A 16,820-nucleotide genomic window follows, 5' to 3' on the forward strand; every position below is an offset into this window, starting at 1 on the left:
TCGAGGGAAGACAGGAATGGCCAGCAACAAGACCGCTCAAAAGACGCTCAGCCTCGCTCCGGTATTGGACCTGAACGAAGCGACGGCGTTGCACGAGAAGCTGGTCGCTCTCAAGGGCAGCGACATCGTGATCGACGCGTCGGCGGTCGAGCGGGTCGGGACGCTTTGTGTCCAGGTGCTGATGGCCGGCGCCAAGACCTGGGAAGAGGATCATTTGTCTTTCACCTTCAGCAAGGTGTCGGACGCTTTCGAGAAAACGACACAGCTCATCGGGGTCGAGATCGACCATCTGGTGGCAAAGGAGATTTGAGAAATGAAGAAGCGAGTTCTGACGGTCGACGACTCCCGGACGATCCGAAACATGCTGCTGGTCACGCTGAACAATGCCGGGTTCGAAACGATCCAGGCTGAGGACGGCGTCGAGGGCCTCGAGGTTCTCGAGGAAGCCAATCCCGATGTGATCGTCACCGACATCAACATGCCGCGCCTGGATGGCTTCGGCTTCATCGAAGGCGTGCGCAAGAACGACCGCTACCGCGCCATTCCAATCCTGGTGCTGACCACCGAAAGCGACGCGGAGAAGAAGAACCGTGCGCGTCAGGCGGGCGCAACCGGCTGGATCGTCAAGCCGTTCGACCCGACGAAACTCATCGATGCAATCGAGCGCGTAACGGCCTGAAGTCCGGGGATAGCCTCCAATGGATATGAACGAAATCAAAGAGATCTTCTTCCAGGAATGCGAGGAGCAACTCGCCGAGCTGGAATCGGGTCTGCTGAAGCTCAATGACGGCGACCGCGACCCGGAAACGGTCAACGCGGTGTTTCGCGCGGTGCACTCGATCAAGGGTGGTGCCGGTGCCTTTGGGCTCGACGACCTCGTCTCCTTCGCGCATGTGTTCGAGACGACCCTTGATTGCGTTCGTTCCAACCGGCTGGATCCCGGGCCGGAAGTTCTGAAAGTGATGCTGAAGTCGGCCGACGTGCTGGCCGACCTCACCAATGCCGCTCGCGACGGCGGCAGCGTCGACGAGGCGCGCAGCCGACAGCTCATCAAGGAGCTCGAAGCTTTGGCGAATGGCGAAGTGCCGCAAGCGTCCGCAGCGCCGGTCGACGTGGTTGCCAAATCCGTTGCCGCCGTGGTCCCGCCGCCGGTCAACGAGGAAGGTTTCCAGCCGGTCGCCTTCTCCTTTGACGACTTCGAAGCGGCCGAAGAACCGCCGCTGATGGAAACGCCCACCTACGAGATCGTCTTCAGGCCGAAGTCCGATCTCTATGCCAAGGGCAATGAGGCAACGCTGCTTCTGCGCGACCTCTCCCGCCTTGGCGACATGAGCATCCATTGCGACATGGAAGCGCTGCCGACGCTCGATCGGCTGAGCCCGGAAAGCGCCTATTTCTTCTGGAAGATCCAGCTCGCGACCGACAAGGGCGAGGACGCGATCCGTGCCGTCTTCGAATTCGCCGAGTGGGATTGCGACCTGGAGATTTCCCTCGTTTCGAACGAGTCCGGGTCGTCCGACGAAGAGCTGCCGATGCAGCCAGTGCCCTTCGACCTGTCGATCCTCGATGACGAGCCGGCGGTATCGGTCGGTGTCGTCGAGGAGGAAGAACAGCTCGCGTCCCAGCAACTCAGCAACGCCGCGGTTTCGGCTGCGGGGACTGCCAGCAACGTGGTCCAGATGGCGCAATCCGCAACCCGCACCCCGGCCGAGAAGGCGGCGCCCGCCGCCAATGCCACGGCTGCTGCCGCTCAACAGGCAGCCGCCTCGGCCGCCACGCCGACGATCCGCGTCGATCTCGACCGTGTCGATCGTCTGATCAACCTCGTCGGCGAGCTCGTCATCAACCAGGCGATGCTGTCGCAGAGCGTCGTCGAAAACGACACCAACGGCACGTCCTCGATCAACATGGGCCTCGAAGAGCTGCAGCAGCTCACCCGCGAGATCCAGGACTCGGTGATGGCGATCCGCGCGCAGCCGGTGAAGCCGGTGTTCCAGCGCATGTCGCGAATCGTCCGCGAAATCGCCGACATGACCGGCAAGTCGGTCCGCCTGATCACCGAGGGTGAAAACACCGAAGTCGACAAGACGGTCATCGACAAGCTTGCCGAGCCGCTGACCCACATGATCCGCAACGCGGTCGACCACGGCCTCGAAACGCCGGAAAAGCGCCTTGCCGCCGGCAAGAGCGCCGAAGGCACCGTGCGCTTGACGGCCAAGCACCGTTCCGGCCGTATCGTCATCGAGCTTGCCGACGACGGTGCCGGCATCAACCGTGAGAAGGTGCGCCAGAAGGCGATCGACAACGATCTGATCGCCGCTGACGCCAACCTTTCGGACGAAGAGATCGACAACCTGATCTTCCACGCCGGCTTCTCGACGGCGGACAAGATTTCCGACATCTCCGGCCGCGGCGTTGGCATGGACGTGGTCAAGCGCTCGATCCAGGCGCTCGGCGGCCGCATCAACATCTCCTCGAAGCCGGGCCATGGTTCGGTCTTCACCATGAGCCTGCCGCTAACTCTCGCCGTGCTCGACGGCATGGTGGTCACCGTCGCCAACCAGACGCTCGTCGTGCCGCTGACCGCGATCGTCGAGACCCTGCAGCCGGAAGCGTCGGCGATCCACTCCTTCGGCGCCAACCAGCGGCTGATCTCGATCCGCAACTCCTTCTGCCCCCTCGTCGACGTCGGCCGCATCCTCAACTTCCGCGCCATCCAGGCGAACCCGGTCGAGGGCGTAGCACTTCTGGTGGAATCAGAAGGCGGCGGCCAGCGTGCCCTGATGGTCGATGCGATCCAGGGTCAGCGCCAGGTGGTGATCAAGAGCCTCGAGGCCAACTACACCCACGTGCCGGGCATCGCCGCCGCGACCATTCTCGGCGACGGCCGCGTGGCGCTCATCCTCGATGTCGATGCGATCGTCGCCGCCTCGCGCGGGCAGTCGCTGAAGCCTGAAATGTCACTTGCTGCAGTCGGATAATGACAATGACCTATGCCGCAAAAAATCTGACGACGGACGGACGGGAGCTGATCGCTTTCCGCGTCGGCGCTCAGGAATTCTGCGTGAACATCATGTCGGTGCGCGAGATCCGTGGCTGGACGCCCGCGACGCCGATGCCGCATGCGCCGCCCTACGTGCTCGGCGTGATCAACCTGCGTGGCGCCGTGCTGCCGATCGTCGATCTTTCGGCCCGTCTCGGCATGACGCCGGCTGAACCGACCGTGCGTCACGTCATCATCGTCGCGCAGGTGAAGAGCCAGGTCGTCGGCCTTCTGGTGGACGCCGTCTCCGACATCCTGACGATCACCGACGACAAGATCCAGCCGACGCCGGATGTCGTGTCCTCGGAGTTCGAAAAAAGCTTCGCCCGCGGCGTGCTCGCGGTCGAAGGCCGGATGATCTGCCTCATCGAGCTGGAAGCCATCTTCCCACAGGAAGAAAGGGAAGCGGCATGAGGAACCAGGTCGCATTCGAACAGAAGCTGTCGCCGGACGAGTGCCTGGCCAGCGGCGAGTACCCGTTGACCCGTCGTGACCTCAACGAGATCGCCGCGATGATCTATGCGGATGCCGGTATCTATCTCAACGAGAGCAAGGCGTCGCTGGTCTATTCGCGGCTGTCGAAGCATATCCGCAATCTCGGGCTCAAGGGCTTCCGTGATTATTGCCAGCTGGTGGCTTCGCCCGCCGGCGCCGCTGCGCGCCGTGACATGCTTTCGCATCTGACCACCAACTTCACGCGGTTCTTCCGCGAGAACCATCACTTCGAGCACCTGAAGACCGAGGTGCTGCCGGAACTGATCGCACGCGCCAAGGCCGGCGGTCGCGTGCGCATCTGGTCGGCCGCCTGCTCGGACGGGCAGGAGCCCTATTCGATCGCGCTGACGGTTCTGTCGATGCTGCCGAACGCGGCCGACTACGATTTCCGCATCCTCGCGACCGATATCGATCCGAAGATCCTGGCGCTCGCCCGCGCCGGTGCCTACGACGCGACGGCGCTCGAAACGGTCAACCCGGCGATGCGCAAGCAATGGTTTTCGGAGGTCAATGTCGGCGGCCGCCTCAAGTGGCAGATCGATGACCGCGTCAAGCGGCTGATCACTTTCAACGAGTTGAACCTGATGGCCCAGTGGCCGTTCAAGGGTCCGTTCGACGTCATCTTCTGCCGCAACGTCGTCATCTATTTCGACGAGCCGACGCAGATGAAGATCTGGTCGCGCTTCGCCGGCATGCTGAACACCGACGGGCATCTTTATATTGGCCATTCCGAGCGCGTGTCGGGTGACGCCAAGTCGCACTTCGACAACATCGGCATCACCACCTACCGCCATACCGGCAAGTTTCATGGAGGACGGGCATGACCGCTCCCGCTCGTGTTCTCGTCGTCGACGACTCGGCCACCATGCGTGGCCTGATCACCGCTGTCCTGAACGCCGACCCCGACGTGACCGTCGTCGGCCAGGCGGCCGATGCCATGGAAGCGCGCCAGGCGATCAAACAGCTCGACCCCGACGTCGTCACGCTCGACATCGAAATGCCGAACATGAACGGCCTCGAATTCCTCGACAAGATCATGCGGCTCCGGCCAATGCCGGTCATCATGGTCTCGACGCTGACGCACAAGGGCGCGGAAGCGACGATCGCCGCGCTCGAAATCGGCGCCTTCGACTGCGTCGGCAAGCCGCATCCGGGCGACCCGCATCCCTTCGCGGGCCTCGTCGACAAGGTGAAGGCGGCCGCCCGTTCGCAGCGCAAGTTCATCATCACCGGCAACAAGATCGCAGGCTCGCCCGCTGCCGCCAATGCGAACACGGCTTCGGAATACCGGGCCGGTCGCAAGGTCATCGCCATCGGTGCTTCGACCGGCGGCGTGGAGGCCCTGATCACGGTGTTGCAGAAGTTCCCGGCCAATTGCCCGCCGACCGTCATCACGCAGCACATGCCGCACACCTTCACCAAGAGCTTTGCCGAGCGGCTGAACCGCCTGTGCGCGCCGACCGTGCAGGAGGCGACGGATGGCGCGCGGCTCGAAATCGGCAAGGTTTACCTGGCACCCGGCGGCGAGCGCCATCTGCAGGTCGCGAACGCGACGGCACCTTGCTGCCGCCTGGTCGATCGCGAACCGGTCAACGGCCATCGCCCGTCGGTGGATGTGCTGTTCGATTCCGTTGCTGAACTCGCCGGCCGCAACGCGATCGGCGTCATTCTGACCGGCATGGGGCGCGATGGCGCCTCCGGTCTTCTGAAAATGCGGCATGCCGGAGCAAAGACCTTCGGACAAAACGAAAAGACATGCGTCGTCTACGGCATGCCGAGAGTCGCCTATGAATTGGGCGCCGTTGAAACCCAGCTTCCCCTCGGTTCCATCGGGGAGGAGGTCCTGAAAGCAGCGGCGCTCCGCAAGGAAGGAAGCGAATAATGTCCATCGCCGAAAAAATCAAAGTTCTGATCGTCGACGATCAGGTGACGAGCCGCCTGCTCTTGGGTGATGCCCTGCAGCAGCTCGGTTTCAAGCAGATCACCGCTGCCGGTGACGGGGAACAGGGCATGAAGATCATGGCCCAGAACCCGCATCATCTGGTGATCTCCGACTTCAACATGCCGAAGATGGACGGTCTTGGCCTCTTGCAGGCGGTCCGTTCCAACCCGACGACCAAGAAGGCGGCCTTCATCATCCTGACGGCCCAGGGCGACCGCGCGCTGGTCCAGAAGGCGGCTGCCCTCGGTGCCAACAACGTGCTCGCCAAGCCCTTCACCATCGAAAAGATGAAGGCTGCGATCGAGGCGGTATTCGGGGCGCTCAAATGAACATGGAAGCCGCCGGCAAGCGCGTGCATGTCATCCAGGGCGAGTACAAGGTCTTCAACGATCCGAATATCGTACTGTCGACCATTCTCGGCTCCTGCGTGGCTGCATGCATGCGCGATCCCGTAGTCGGCGTCGGCGGCATGAACCATTTCCTGCTGCCTGGTTCCGCGACGTCGCCCGCTTCCGGCGGCGACGCCACGCGCTACGGGGTCCATCTCATGGAACTCCTGATCAACGGACTGCTGAAGCAGGGCGCGCGTCGAGATCGTCTCGAAGCCAAGATCTTTGGCGGCGCCAAGACCATCGCGCGTTTCTCCAATGTCGGCGAACAGAATGCCGCTTTCGCACGGCAGTTCCTGCTCGACGAAGGCATCCGCATCGTTGGCGAGAGCACCGGCGGCGAGCACGGCCGCAAGCTCGAATATTGGCCGTCCAGCGGCCGGGCCCGGCAATATGCCCTGACCGGCGTCGAGACGCAGCGCACCGTACAGATGGAGGAGCGCCCGATCATCGCGCCGAAGCCGGCCGAAAGCTCGATCGAATTCTTCTGATCCCGTGAGGCAGGCGCCTCGCAGGCCGCAAATACGACCTTCTACCGAAGCCCCGAGCCACGTGAGACATACCAATGCAGACTGACTACCAGGGCCACATGCCGCACGTGGAAGAAGCACTGCCCGAGGTGCTGATGCGAATCGTCACCGAACTGCATGACGTCGCCTATCTGATCGAACGGATCGAACCGCAGCTTCTGGGTGACGAGGGCGTTGATGCGCTCGCCAACCCGGACAAGGTGATGGTGCTCCAGGGCATCGACCTCGCCGTGCAGAAGACGCGCGGCCTCGCGGAATTCATCGACACCATAACGGCGTCGATCCCCGACCACTGGCTGGTCGACGTGACCACCGCGGTCAGCCTCGTCAAGCTTGCCGATATGAAGAAGGCACTTGGCAACGGCATGTTGCGCCACGGCCACTCCCAGCCGCTGACCAAGGCAGCCGGCGATTTCGAGGCTTTCTGACGCTCGCCGGGAGCCCTTCCGACGCTGAGTCTGGGAAATAATACTTCAAAATCAGTATTTAGCGGTGACAGAGCCGATGCTCCGGCAAGGCTGGCTGTCCCGGATATCCGTCGCCGTGGGCTCTTTTCAGGCCGGTGGACAACTCTGCCGGCGCCGCCAATCGATCGGCCATCAGGCCGGATCAAGCCAAGTTCGCGCAAGTTTCGTTTCCTACGGTCCCGACCGGGGCTGGTAGATTCGCGCGCATTGGAAGTCGATACGAAGCATGTCGATACCCAGCAAACCCGAATGTTGGAACTGCGCAGGGCGCTCGGCCGATGATCGGCGCGAATGTCCTGCGATACTGGGTGCGGAAACAGAATGAGTCTGTTGGATCAAGTCTCGACGGTTACGAAGAACCTGAGCAATCTCGGGCAGGGCAGGCTGATGGCGCTGGCGGCAGCCGGCGTTGTCGCGGTCGGCCTGGTGCTCGGGGCGGGCATTTACGTCAACAGACCCTCGTTCGAAACGCTCTATGTCGGGCTCGAACGCAGCGATGTCACCCAGATCAGCATCGCGCTGGCCGAGGCCAATATCGACTTCAATGTCGGCGCCGATGGCGCCAGCCTCCAGGTTCCCGTCGGCATGACGAGCAAGGCGCGCCTGCTGCTCGCCGAGCGCGGACTGCCGAGCAGTGCCAATGCCGGCTACGAACTCTTCGACAATGTCGGCTCGCTCGGCCTCACCTCCTTCATGCAGGAAGTGACGCGGGTGCGTGCCCTCGAAGGCGAAATCGGCCGCACGATCCAGCAGATCTCGGGCATCGCCGCCGCCCGCGTCCACATCGTGATGCCGGAGCGCGGCAGTTTCCGCAAGGCTGACCAGAACCCCACGGCCTCGGTCATGATTCGTGCCAGCGCCACCGTCGGCCGCAGCGCCGCCGCCTCGATCCGCCATCTCGTCGCCTCTTCCGTACCGGGGCTCGACGTCGATGACGTGACGGTGCTCGATTCGACGGGACAGTTGCTTGCCTCCGGTGACGACCCGGCCAACAGCGCTCTCAACCAGTCGCTCGGCGTTGTCCAGAACGTCCAGACCGAACTTGAGAAGAAGATCGACAATGCGCTGGCGCCCTTCCTCGGAATGGACAATTTCCGTTCGAGCGTCACTGCGCGGCTGAACACGGATACGCAGCAGATCCAGGAAACGGTCTTCGATCCGGAATCGCGGGTTGAGCGCTCCACGCGCGTGACCAAGGAAGAACAGAAGTCCAGCCAGCAACAGCCGGACAATGCCGCGACCGTCCAGCAGAACATTCCGCAGGCTGCCCCGAGCGGCGGCGCCGGCCCGAAGTCCAGCGACGAGGCCGAGAAGAAGGAAGAGCAGACCAACTACGAGATCAACAGCAAGACGATCGCCACCGTCAAGAACAGCTACACGATCGAACGTCTCTCCGTTGCGGTCGTCGTCAACCGCGGCCGCCTGGCCGCGATGGTTGGCGAGCCGGCCGATCAGGCGAAGATCGACGCCTATCTGCAGGACATGCAGAAGATCGTCGCGTCCGCCGCCGGCCTCGATACGAGCCGCGGCGACGTCGTGACCCTGACGGCCATGGACTTCGTCGAAACACAGTTGCTCGACCAGGCCGTCGCCGGCCCCGGTGTGATGGAAACGCTGACCCGCAATCTCGGCGGCATCATCAATGCCCTCGCCTTTATCGTCGTGGCCGCTCTGGTTGTCTGGGGCATGCGGCCGCTCGCCCGCCAGCTCGGGTTCGGCAGCACTGCCGGCCAGCTCGAAGGCGAAGCCGCCGGCCTCGAATTGCCCGACTTCTCTCCGGCCAATGCCGGTGCCGGCGGGGCGCTCATGGAAGGCTTCGGGTCGGACTTCGGCTTCGACAGCACCGACGACCTGCTCAACATGGGCGAGGACGGTGGCTTCAACCGCCGCGTCAAGGAAGGTCCGGAAAGGCGCCTGGCCCGGATGGTCGAGATCAGCGAAGAACGCGCGGCGAAAATCCTGCGCAAATGGGCACTCGACAAGGCCGCCTGATCCCGCCGTGGCCATTGCCGCAAGCAAACGCACATCCCGCCCCTGTGGCGGGATTTGTGTTTGTGGGCGCCACCACGGCATGCTTCGTGGCGCCCTTCATGTTCGGGCCAAATATTACGAGAGTCCGGGCGCGTCCGTCGTCATCGTCGCAAAATTTGCTTCAAGTTTCGAAGCGGGGCCGCTGAGTCCCGCCGGATGCCGCGAATGGTAATATTTTAACGATATCTTAATTTATAGATTCGGCGCGCGCCCAGGGCGTGCATCGACTGCGGTCATGTACTATGCCGGATTCCGGCTATACATAGTCAAATTGAAATATAACTTTCTAAACATCAGGATTTTATTCTGAGGGAATCACAATTTATATATCGGTAAAATGAGAAGAACCGGAAGAACTCCTGGTGCATTTCAGCAACAGCCGTGAAAACAAAGTATAATTTCTCGAGGTTCTAATTTTCGGACACCGGCAACAAACGCCTGTTTTCCGGGCACAATGACGCCGGTAGTGCTGTCCGGAATTGCGGCAATCGCCGGGAAAAGCCAAGATTTCGAGCGGAAATGCGTTTTCTGTCAATGCGTTGCGCTTTGGCGCCGGCAATGAACGTGGCCGACCGGAACGTGCGAGGCGTGCTCGGCCCGAGCGTCGGACGTGAAGTAAATAGCCAGGATGGGGCGGTGGTATTTTTCTCGCGGCCATGTACATTTTTAACAGTTGATTCGCGTCCTGATCTGCGACTGGTGGTAATAATCGGCTTCGGCCGGCTGTTGGCGGCGACAGTGCAAGTGCAGTTCCGGGATGTGAATCCGGTACGGGGGCTGAATTCATGGACATTTCGCAAGCAGACATCGCTGTCTGGCCTTTGCCGACGGCACCGACACGTGCGCGCGGCGGCGGGTTCTCGCGCGAGCAGCTTTTGCGAAGGCTGGGGGAAGTCGCCGGGCGGGGCGGTCTTGGCAGCGGTCTCTCGGCGCTGACGGAGTATGTCGGCGCGAGCCACTATCTCCTGGCGCGTTACGACATCTCGCAGGACAACGGGCTCGATTTCGTGGTCTGCTCCGATTGGCCCTTTGATGTCGTCCGACGCCTCTCCGGCGTCGTCACGTCGCTCCACGCCAAGACGACCGAGCTGGAGAAATGTCTGGCGGTGCTGCAGCCTTGCTTCTACGCATTGCCCGATGATATCGACCTGCCGCGCGGCATCAGCCGCGAATACTGCGCGATCACCTTCAATGTCGGACGCCTGCGCTTCTCGCTGATGCTGCTCGTGCCGGAAGACGTGATCCTGTCGCAGGAAAGCCTGCGCGACGTCACGCTGCTTGCAGGCTACCTCGCAAGCTTCACCGCGCGCGCCGAGGTCCGGCACGACCGGGACTTCGAGTTGACCGAGCGCGAGCTCGAATGCCTCTTCTGGATCGCCGAGGGCAAGACCAGCGAAGAGATCGCGGTGATCCTCGGAATTTCGCGCAACACCATCAACAACTACATCACCAGCGTCATGCGCAAAACCGCGACCAGGACGCGATCGGAAGCGATCGCCTACGCGGTGCGCAACAATCTTGTGTAAGGAACGGGCGCGATGACGCATTTTCTCGGTGGTGGGCGGATTGACGACGACCACAAGCTCGCCAGACAGGGCAACCGCGCCGCTCGCGCCGCAACCCTGGTCACGCGTCTTCAAGCCATGCAGCGGCAGATCAATGCCAAGCACTTCGCCGTGCTGCGCCTCAACGGCAAGGGCACGGCCCGAAAGCTGACCTGCGTGCTCGACAACTGGGGCATTTCGGCCGAAGCGAACGCGCATGATCTCATCACCGCCTATGGCGAGGAACTGGTTACCCATCTCGATCAGTCGCTGCTGCCGGTGCTCTGGAACGGGGCAGGGGAACACCAGGCGGCCGAGGTCTCGGAACTCGCGCCCTTTGCGTATCGCTTGAAAGCACGCAAGCTCCCCTATTCGGGTATTGCCTTTCCCGTCAGGCTCGGCGCCCAGGGCAACGGCTACGTGATCTTCGCCGGCAGCTACGTCGATGCCTCGACGGAACAGGTGGTGGACCTGCACGGCCGCAGTTGCATGATCATGACCGACCTGCTGGCCGCCGACGAAAAGCGAATGGCACCGGCCGAAACCCTGAGCGACCGCGAGATCGCCTGCTTGCAGATGGCAGGCGACGGCCATATCAGCGAAGAGATCGCCGAGCGCATGGGCCTCTCCGTCCATACGGTCAACGCCTATCTGGGGGCAGCGACCACCAAGCTCGACTCGGTCAACCGCATCCAGGCGATCGCCAAGGCAATTCGCCTCGGCTACATCAGCTAAGAGCGCTCGGCGGGATCGGGCGCCTGGGCGTTCCGCGGAAGCATTGTGCGCTGATGGTGCCCTCTGCAGAGTTCAGGGCTCTGGTGCGGTTCTCTCAGCTTGCGAGCGGCAATTCGTAGGACTTGATGAATTTCGCGTCTGCCAGGCTCCGCGCCAGGAAGGCCGTGTTCTCGTCCGGGTCGGCCGACGGGTTCTGGAAGCTGATATGGCTGATCTCGATACCGGCCGTCTCGTTGCCGAGCGACAGGCGCACATAGATGGTGACGCCGCGGGGTTTGAGCTCCAGGTCGAGGACGATTTCCGGCTCGCAATCCCAATCCAGATTGTAGTTGCCGCCAAGGCCGAAGTTGACCGTGCCGGGCAGAAAGTAAAGTTCCGCCGCCGATTCGACGAGATCGGCGAGGCTTGCGTAGGATTCGAACCGCAAGAGTGCGATGAAATCGGCGGCGTCGATGAGCCGCAGTTCGGTCGCCACGGGGCGGATTGCTTCAGCGACGATCTGTTCCCGTTTCTCGGAGAATTCGCACTTTTTCATCGGAGTTATGTCATCCGTTTTGGTTGCGACGCATGCACCCTGTGAATGAGTCCGGCAACAGCCTTGTAAAACACGGGTGGAATCACACTATCGACCGAGACTTGTGCAAACATGGAGCGTGCGAGCGGCGGGTCCTCGAAGACGGGCACGCCATTTTTCTCTGCAATTTCACGGATTTTCAGGGCAACCAGATCCTGGCCCATCGCCACGACGACCGGCGCGTCGTTTTCCTCGCGGACATAGCGCAAGGCGACGGCGTAGTGGGTCGGGTTGGCGATGACCAGCGTTGCCCGCGGTACGGACGAGATCATCCGCTTGCGCGCCCGGTCACGCTGCATCGAGCGCAGGCGCGATTTGACGATCGGATCGCCCTGGGCCTGCTTCATTTCCTCCTTCACTTCCTGCTTGGTCATCATCAGTTCGGTGTACCAATGGTGGCGCGACCAGAAGAGGTCGGCGATCGCCAGAACTGCGGTCGCAAACAGGATGACGATCATGATCTCGTTGAGATCGCTCGTCATCGTCGAAAACATCGTGACCGGATCGGAGAACATCAGGTCGAGCGTCGCGAAGTAGTCGTTCCACAGCACCAGCACGACGACGACGGAGACGATGATGATCTTGAACAGGGACTTGCCGAACTCGACCAGTCCCTGCACGCCGAAGATGCGCTTGAACCCGGCCATCGGTGAAATGCGATTGAGCTTCGGCTGGATGCGGTCCAGGACCGGCCGCGGCAGGTTCTGGAAGATCGAGGAACCGACGCCGAAGATGATGAGCAGCACGAAGGCGGGTACGAGCAGCGCGGTCGATTTCCATGCGAGATGGCTGATGAGCGCCACCACGTCGGTCGAATTTTCCAGCCGCCAGGCTTCGGGCTGCTCGAAGATGTCCTTGAGGGCCTCGGCCATGGTGCTGACACCGTCGGCGAGGAAGAAGACGAAGAAGATGTAGAACGCCAGCGTCGAGGCGAACATTGTCGCCTCGCGAGAGAAAGGCACATTACCCTTCTCGGCGGCGTCGGAGATCTTCTTCTCGGACGGGGCCTCTGTTTTGCTGTCTTTATCCTGATCATCAGACATGAAGCAGGAAGGCTCCGGTTACACCAGCGCAGCCTCGTTCGCGTTTTCCATCAGCGCCGTGCGCCTGTTCAGACGCAAGAAGCCCGCTGCAACACGTTGAGCTGCCGCATCATTATGCCCTCAATCGATTCCGATCTCGGGAGTCGGGCAGTAGTGAACCCGAAAGGCAGGGCAGACAAGCGTTGAGCCCCGGCATATGCCGGGGCTCAACAGGAAATACCGTGGGGAGGGGGCGTCAGGCCGTCTGCGGGGCGTGCGATCAGGCCGCTTGCGCGTCCTTTTCCTTGAGCTCGAGCTGGCCGCTGGCTGCCAGGCGGATGGCTTCCTGGGTGATCGAACGCCGTGCGATCGCGATGTCGCGCGGGTTGATGCCGGCATCGCCCATGGCGAGATCGGATTCGATCATGCGGCGCTGGCGTGCGCCGATCGAGGCGAGTACCGATTCGCGCAGTTCGGCCGTCGAACCGCGCAGCGCCATCGTGATGATGTCGGTCGACACGTCGTTGAAGAGCTGTACGCGGCTGCGCTGCGGCATGTAGAGCACGTCGTCGAACAGGAAGATCTTCGGGCGCACCTTGTTGGCGGAAGCGGTGCTGAGCGATTCGAGCGACGCGAGCAGGGTGTCCACCTGCGGCTTGTCGAGTTCGTTCATCACCTCGGCGATCTTGGCCGGGCCGGCCGAATTGCGTTCCGCTTCCATCTCGCCGATCATTTCCATGACCCGCTTCTCGATGATTGCGGCTGCCTTCTGGTTGACGTCCTTCATGTTGACGGCGCGCTTCAGGATATCCGGACGCTGTTCTTCGGAAAGCTGCAGCAGCACCTTGGCGCCGAAGCCCGACGGCATCATCGACAGAACGTAGGCGATCGTCTGCGGATGTTCCTTGGCAAGCTGTACCGAGACGGCGACCGGATCGCATTCCTGCAGGCGATCCCAGATACTGGCCTCGTAGGACTGGAACGTGGCGCGGCGGCCGAGCAGGCCGTCGACCTCGTCCGGAGTCAGGCCTTCTTCGAGGATGCTTTCGATCGCCTTGGCATTGTCCATCAGCCCGGCGCCCTCGGTGAAGAGGTCTTCGAACTCGTTGACGAGCGCTTCGAGCTCATGCGGCGGGATGGCGCGCAGCGACTGCGCCGCGGCGATGATCGATTGCAACTCGCTCTGGGTGAAGAACTTCAAGAGCTTGCTTGCGACGCCTTTGCCCATGGCAAGCAGGACGGCCGCCGCCTTGTCCGTCTGGCTCAGCGGCCTTGATAGCGCCTGTGCCTCGAAACTTTCGAAATCCATCATGGATTCATCCTTCGCCCGGTCACTAGATCACGATGATTTTGGGTCGGATCGACCCAAAATCATAAACGTGATCGATTCTCATAAGTTAGAGCGGGATGCGGGCGGAAAACCGTAAACACTTTTCCTCATCCCGCTCTTGGCTCTATGACTTCTTGCTGCCCTTGATCTCGATGAGCTTGACGCCGAAGCGCGTATCGTCGCCTTCGAGAACGGTAATTTCACCGCGGCCGATCACCCGGCCGTTGACCATGATCTCGACTGGCTCGCCAATCCGGCGATCCAGCGCGATCGTTGCACCTTCGCTCAAGCCCATGAGACCGGAAACCTGCATGCGGCTCGTGCCGAGCACGATCTGAACATCGATAGGGATATCCATGATCAGGTCGAGATTGGCCGTCATGCCGCTGCCGGGCGGCGTGTCGATCGCCGCTTCAGCGCCATCGAAGGACGTCGTGCCGAAATCCGTGCCGCCGAAGTCGCCCGAGACGGAACCGCCGCCGAGATCGGCGCCGAAGTCGCTGGAGTCGAAGTCGCCGCCGAAGGCGTCGAGACCGCCGGCCGGTGCACCGAATTCGCTGCCGAAGTCGCTTGCCGCGCCAGCGGGTTCGCTGCCGAAATCCGAGCCGAAGGCCGCCGGCGCATCCGAATCCTGCTTGAGGACACCGCGCAGGTCATTGATCGCCTGGTCGAGTTCCATGTCTCCGACCGCGACGTCTGCCTCGTTGATGGGTGCTTTCTTGGGTGCCATGTGAGAACTATTCCAGTTGAAGCTTGCCTCAGGCATGCTGCGAGCGCGCGGCAGGCCGATTTAACTCATGATGTGGCGAAGGATGTCCTGTTCCGAGCCGTGGGTATCCTTGACCCTGACCGTGTATTTCGATCCCGACCGTCCGAATTCGCAGACATAGAGGTCACGGCCGTTGGCGTTGACGTCGACGCGAACGTCCTGGGTGTCGTGGAAGGGAATGACGTCGCCCGCCTGCAGCCGGCTGATCGTTTCGAGCGTCAGGCTTTCGAGCCGGATCCGCGCCTCGATCGAGACGGCGGAGCGGCGCACCTGTTCCTCGAGCTGCTCTGTCCATTCGGCCTTTGCCTTGCGCTGCTGGCCACTGCCCTTCGGGAAGACGATGGTGGTCTTCAGCAGCACGCTCTGCGGGACAATGACGAAGAAGGTGGACATGACCGGGCCGAAGCCGATCGTCATGTCGATGGCGCCCGCATGGATGTCCTCGATCATCGGATCGGGCTTGGGACGCGAAGCGCTGTTGAGCGGGCGTTCGACGATCGGTTCGAAACCACCAGGCGCATTGACGGCGGTGCGCAGCACGTCGGCGATCTTTTCGAAGAGCGGCACGGCGACATCGATCTCGATCTGCGAGAGCGCACGCGGCTGCGGCTCCTCGATCCCGGCCGGCTCGGCGCCGAGCAGCGCCTCGACGAGGGTGATGATGATCGGGCTGTCGCAGCCGATCTGGAAATCCGCGCACCAGTTGCGCAAGGAGACGTCACTGATCACCACGCCGGTGCCGAGGCCGGCGATCAACTCCTGCCGGAACCCCGTTCGGAAACCGGCATAGCCGATCGTGATGTCGAGCCCCGTTTCCGCCCGGCAGATGTCGGGCAGGAATTCGCCGAAGACCTGGCCGAGTTCGAGCGCCAGCCGGCCGATCACCCGGTCGTCGCCGAGCGCGCCGGTCATGCGCGCCAGGAGTTTCCGGTCGAATGCGTGAACGTTGGAACTCATGAGATCAGGCCGCCTTGCTTTCGCTGCCACCGCCGGGGTTCATCATTTCCTGCTCGACCGCGTCGATCGACGGACGCTCATAGGCCGAGATGGTCTTGCGGCCGTATTCGAGAGCGACCTGCGGTACCGAGCCATTCATATAGGCAAGCAGCGTCTGCTTGACGATGACATAGAGCCGGTTCTGCTTCTCGCGCACCGATTTGATGTTGGCGACGAGCGGAGCGACGATCGAATAGGACAGGAACACGCCGAGCAGCGTGCCGACGAGTGCGGCTGCGATCTTGGCGCCGAGAACTTCCGGCGCCTCGCTGATCGCGCCCATGGCCTTGATGACGCCGAGAACCGCCGCGACGATGCCGATGGCCGGGAAGGCATCGCCCATCGTCGTCAGCGCGTGGTAGCACTTCATCTTGTCGTGGGTGATGGTCTGGATTTCCTCGTCCATCAGCGCTTCGATCTCGTGCGAACGGGCGTTGCCGATGATGATCAGGCGCACATAATCGCAGATGAAGGCCGTCAGTTCCTTGTTCTTCAGAACCGTCGGCGCCGACTGGAAGATCGAGGATTCTTCCGGGTTGTCGATGTGGCTTTCGATCTCGTTGCGCGACTTGGTGCGCAGGTCCCGCATCAGCGAATAGAGAACGCCGAGCGTGTCGAGGTATTCGCGCTCCTTCGGCACTCTGTGGCGAAAGGCTTCGCCGAGCGCCTTGCCGGTATCCTTCACCACCTTCATCGAATTGGCCATGATGAAGCCGCCGACGCCGGCCCCGCCGATGATCAGCAGTTCGAAGGGCTGGTTGAGGACCTCCATGTGGCCGCCCATGGCCAGATAGCCGCCGAGAATACAGCCGAACGTCACAAGAAGCCCGATGATGATGTTCATTTTCGATACCTGTCGCGATCTTATTTTCCGCTAACGGGATACGGTTTCATCCTTGCGTGAGGCTGGCCGGTACGGGTGGCGGAGCCTTTGACTGGAACAGGTTCGCGCA

The 16,820-nt window shown here is 62.0% G+C and carries 18 protein-coding genes; 12 read left to right on the plus strand and 6 right to left on the minus strand.

What is annotated here, in order from left to right; translation table 11 throughout:
* The first annotated feature begins 16 nt into the window (after positions 1–16).
* The 12 genes from QM996_RS01265 (at position 17) to visR (ending at position 11,176) form a co-directional block, all read left to right on the plus strand.
* Positions 17–310: an STAS domain-containing protein gene (locus tag QM996_RS01265; protein ID WP_500268955.1), complete on the plus strand. Its 294-nt coding sequence runs from the start codon at positions 17–19 to the stop codon at positions 308–310.
* A gap of 3 nt (positions 311–313) precedes the next feature.
* Positions 314–679: a response regulator gene (locus QM996_RS01270; protein WP_025425897.1), complete on the plus strand. Its 366-nt coding sequence runs from the start codon at positions 314–316 to the stop codon at positions 677–679.
* Between the two features lie 19 nt (positions 680–698).
* Complete coding sequence (locus QM996_RS01275; protein WP_500268956.1) at positions 699–2,981, plus strand: chemotaxis protein CheA; 2,283 nt, start codon at positions 699–701, stop codon at positions 2,979–2,981.
* Positions 2,982–2,986: 5 nt separating this feature from the next.
* On the plus strand, positions 2,987–3,457 hold the full coding sequence (locus QM996_RS01280) for a chemotaxis protein CheW (protein ID WP_500268957.1): 471 nt from the start codon (positions 2,987–2,989) through the stop codon (positions 3,455–3,457).
* Positions 3,454–4,362 carry a protein-glutamate O-methyltransferase gene (gene cheR, locus QM996_RS01285; protein ID WP_500268958.1) on the plus strand — a complete coding sequence of 303 codons (909 nt, stop codon included), beginning with the start codon at positions 3,454–3,456 and terminating at the stop codon, positions 4,360–4,362. The genes QM996_RS01280 and cheR overlap by 4 nt, the downstream gene beginning before the upstream one ends.
* Complete coding sequence (locus QM996_RS01290; RefSeq protein WP_500268959.1) at positions 4,359–5,420, plus strand: protein-glutamate methylesterase/protein-glutamine glutaminase; 1,062 nt, start codon at positions 4,359–4,361, stop codon at positions 5,418–5,420. Before cheR ends, QM996_RS01290 begins: the two co-directional genes overlap by 4 nt.
* Positions 5,420–5,809, plus strand: a complete 390-nt coding sequence (locus tag QM996_RS01295; RefSeq protein ID WP_034851752.1) for a response regulator — start codon at positions 5,420–5,422, stop codon at positions 5,807–5,809. Before QM996_RS01290 ends, QM996_RS01295 begins: the two co-directional genes overlap by 1 nt.
* On the plus strand, positions 5,806–6,360 hold the full coding sequence (cheD, locus tag QM996_RS01300; protein ID WP_113536446.1) for a chemoreceptor glutamine deamidase CheD: 555 nt from the start codon (positions 5,806–5,808) through the stop codon (positions 6,358–6,360). Before QM996_RS01295 ends, cheD begins: the two co-directional genes overlap by 4 nt.
* Positions 6,361–6,434: 74 nt before the next feature.
* Complete coding sequence (gene cheT, locus QM996_RS01305) at positions 6,435–6,827, plus strand: chemotaxis protein CheT (protein WP_500268960.1); 393 nt, start codon at positions 6,435–6,437, stop codon at positions 6,825–6,827.
* A 360-nt stretch (positions 6,828–7,187) separates the two neighbouring features.
* The gene (gene fliF / locus QM996_RS01310; RefSeq protein WP_500268961.1) at positions 7,188–8,858 is read left to right on the plus strand and encodes a flagellar M-ring protein FliF; all 1,671 of its coding nucleotides are present in this window, start codon (positions 7,188–7,190) and stop codon (positions 8,856–8,858) included.
* Between the two features lie 824 nt (positions 8,859–9,682).
* A complete protein-coding gene (visN, locus tag QM996_RS01315) occupies positions 9,683–10,423 on the plus strand; it encodes a helix-turn-helix transcriptional regulator (protein ID WP_500268962.1) in 741 nt (246 codons plus the stop codon).
* A 12-nt stretch (positions 10,424–10,435) separates the two neighbouring features.
* A complete protein-coding gene (visR, locus tag QM996_RS01320; protein WP_500268963.1) occupies positions 10,436–11,176 on the plus strand; it encodes a helix-turn-helix transcriptional regulator in 741 nt (246 codons plus the stop codon).
* Between the two features lie 94 nt (positions 11,177–11,270).
* On the opposite strand, the gene QM996_RS01325 is transcribed toward visR, so the two are convergent.
* The 6 genes from QM996_RS01325 to motA all read right to left on the minus strand — a co-directional run bounded on the left by QM996_RS01325 (position 11,271) and on the right by motA (position 16,711).
* Positions 11,271–11,711 carry a BspJ family T4SS effector nucleomodulin gene (locus QM996_RS01325; protein ID WP_065372397.1) on the minus strand — a complete coding sequence of 147 codons (441 nt, stop codon included), beginning with the start codon at positions 11,709–11,711 and terminating at the stop codon, positions 11,271–11,273.
* A 5-nt stretch (positions 11,712–11,716) separates the two neighbouring features.
* Positions 11,717–12,793, minus strand: coding sequence for a flagellar type III secretion system protein FlhB (gene flhB, locus QM996_RS01330; protein WP_500268964.1), 1,077 nt, complete (start codon positions 12,791–12,793; stop codon positions 11,717–11,719).
* A gap of 259 nt (positions 12,794–13,052) precedes the next feature.
* The gene (gene fliG / locus QM996_RS01335; RefSeq protein ID WP_500268965.1) at positions 13,053–14,084 is read right to left on the minus strand and encodes a flagellar motor switch protein FliG; all 1,032 of its coding nucleotides are present in this window, start codon (positions 14,082–14,084) and stop codon (positions 13,053–13,055) included.
* A gap of 142 nt (positions 14,085–14,226) precedes the next feature.
* Positions 14,227–14,832, minus strand: coding sequence for a flagellar motor switch protein FliN (fliN, locus tag QM996_RS01340; protein WP_500268966.1), 606 nt, complete (start codon positions 14,830–14,832; stop codon positions 14,227–14,229).
* Between the two features lie 60 nt (positions 14,833–14,892).
* Positions 14,893–15,828: a flagellar motor switch protein FliM gene (locus QM996_RS01345; protein WP_500268967.1), complete on the minus strand. Its 936-nt coding sequence runs from the start codon at positions 15,826–15,828 to the stop codon at positions 14,893–14,895.
* 4 nt (positions 15,829–15,832) lie between these two features.
* A complete protein-coding gene (gene motA / locus QM996_RS01350; protein ID WP_429812562.1) occupies positions 15,833–16,711 on the minus strand; it encodes a flagellar motor stator protein MotA in 879 nt (292 codons plus the stop codon).
* Between the last annotated feature and the right edge of the window lie 109 nt (positions 16,712–16,820).

Source organism: Sinorhizobium chiapasense, assembly GCF_045277575.1.
Lineage (GTDB): Bacteria > Pseudomonadota > Alphaproteobacteria > Rhizobiales > Rhizobiaceae > Ensifer > Ensifer chiapasense_A.

Excerpts from the sequence above, each read along its gene's own strand:
- QM996_RS01265 (WP_500268955.1), top strand. The coding sequence starts at position 17 with ATGGCCAGCAACAAGACCGCTCAAAAGACGCTCAGCCTCGCTCCGGTA.
- QM996_RS01270 (WP_025425897.1), top strand. The coding sequence starts at position 314 with ATGAAGAAGCGAGTTCTGACGGTCGACGACTCCCGGACGATCCGAAAC.
- QM996_RS01275 (WP_500268956.1), top strand. The coding sequence starts at position 699 with ATGGATATGAACGAAATCAAAGAGATCTTCTTCCAGGAATGCGAGGAG.
- QM996_RS01280 (WP_500268957.1), top strand. The coding sequence starts at position 2,987 with ATGACCTATGCCGCAAAAAATCTGACGACGGACGGACGGGAGCTGATC.
- cheR (WP_500268958.1), top strand. The coding sequence starts at position 3,454 with ATGAGGAACCAGGTCGCATTCGAACAGAAGCTGTCGCCGGACGAGTGC.
- QM996_RS01290 (WP_500268959.1), top strand. The coding sequence starts at position 4,359 with ATGACCGCTCCCGCTCGTGTTCTCGTCGTCGACGACTCGGCCACCATG.
- QM996_RS01295 (WP_034851752.1), top strand. The coding sequence starts at position 5,420 with ATGTCCATCGCCGAAAAAATCAAAGTTCTGATCGTCGACGATCAGGTG.
- cheD (WP_113536446.1), top strand. The coding sequence starts at position 5,806 with ATGAACATGGAAGCCGCCGGCAAGCGCGTGCATGTCATCCAGGGCGAG.
- cheT (WP_500268960.1), top strand. The coding sequence starts at position 6,435 with ATGCAGACTGACTACCAGGGCCACATGCCGCACGTGGAAGAAGCACTG.
- fliF (WP_500268961.1), top strand. The coding sequence starts at position 7,188 with ATGAGTCTGTTGGATCAAGTCTCGACGGTTACGAAGAACCTGAGCAAT.
- visN (WP_500268962.1), top strand. The coding sequence starts at position 9,683 with ATGGACATTTCGCAAGCAGACATCGCTGTCTGGCCTTTGCCGACGGCA.
- visR (WP_500268963.1), top strand. The coding sequence starts at position 10,436 with ATGACGCATTTTCTCGGTGGTGGGCGGATTGACGACGACCACAAGCTC.
- QM996_RS01325 (WP_065372397.1), bottom strand. The coding sequence starts at position 11,711 with ATGAAAAAGTGCGAATTCTCCGAGAAACGGGAACAGATCGTCGCTGAA.
- flhB (WP_500268964.1), bottom strand. The coding sequence starts at position 12,793 with ATGTCTGATGATCAGGATAAAGACAGCAAAACAGAGGCCCCGTCCGAG.
- fliG (WP_500268965.1), bottom strand. The coding sequence starts at position 14,084 with ATGATGGATTTCGAAAGTTTCGAGGCACAGGCGCTATCAAGGCCGCTG.
- fliN (WP_500268966.1), bottom strand. The coding sequence starts at position 14,832 with ATGGCACCCAAGAAAGCACCCATCAACGAGGCAGACGTCGCGGTCGGA.
- QM996_RS01345 (WP_500268967.1), bottom strand. The coding sequence starts at position 15,828 with ATGAGTTCCAACGTTCACGCATTCGACCGGAAACTCCTGGCGCGCATG.
- motA (WP_429812562.1), bottom strand. The coding sequence starts at position 16,711 with ATGAACATCATCATCGGGCTTCTTGTGACGTTCGGCTGTATTCTCGGC.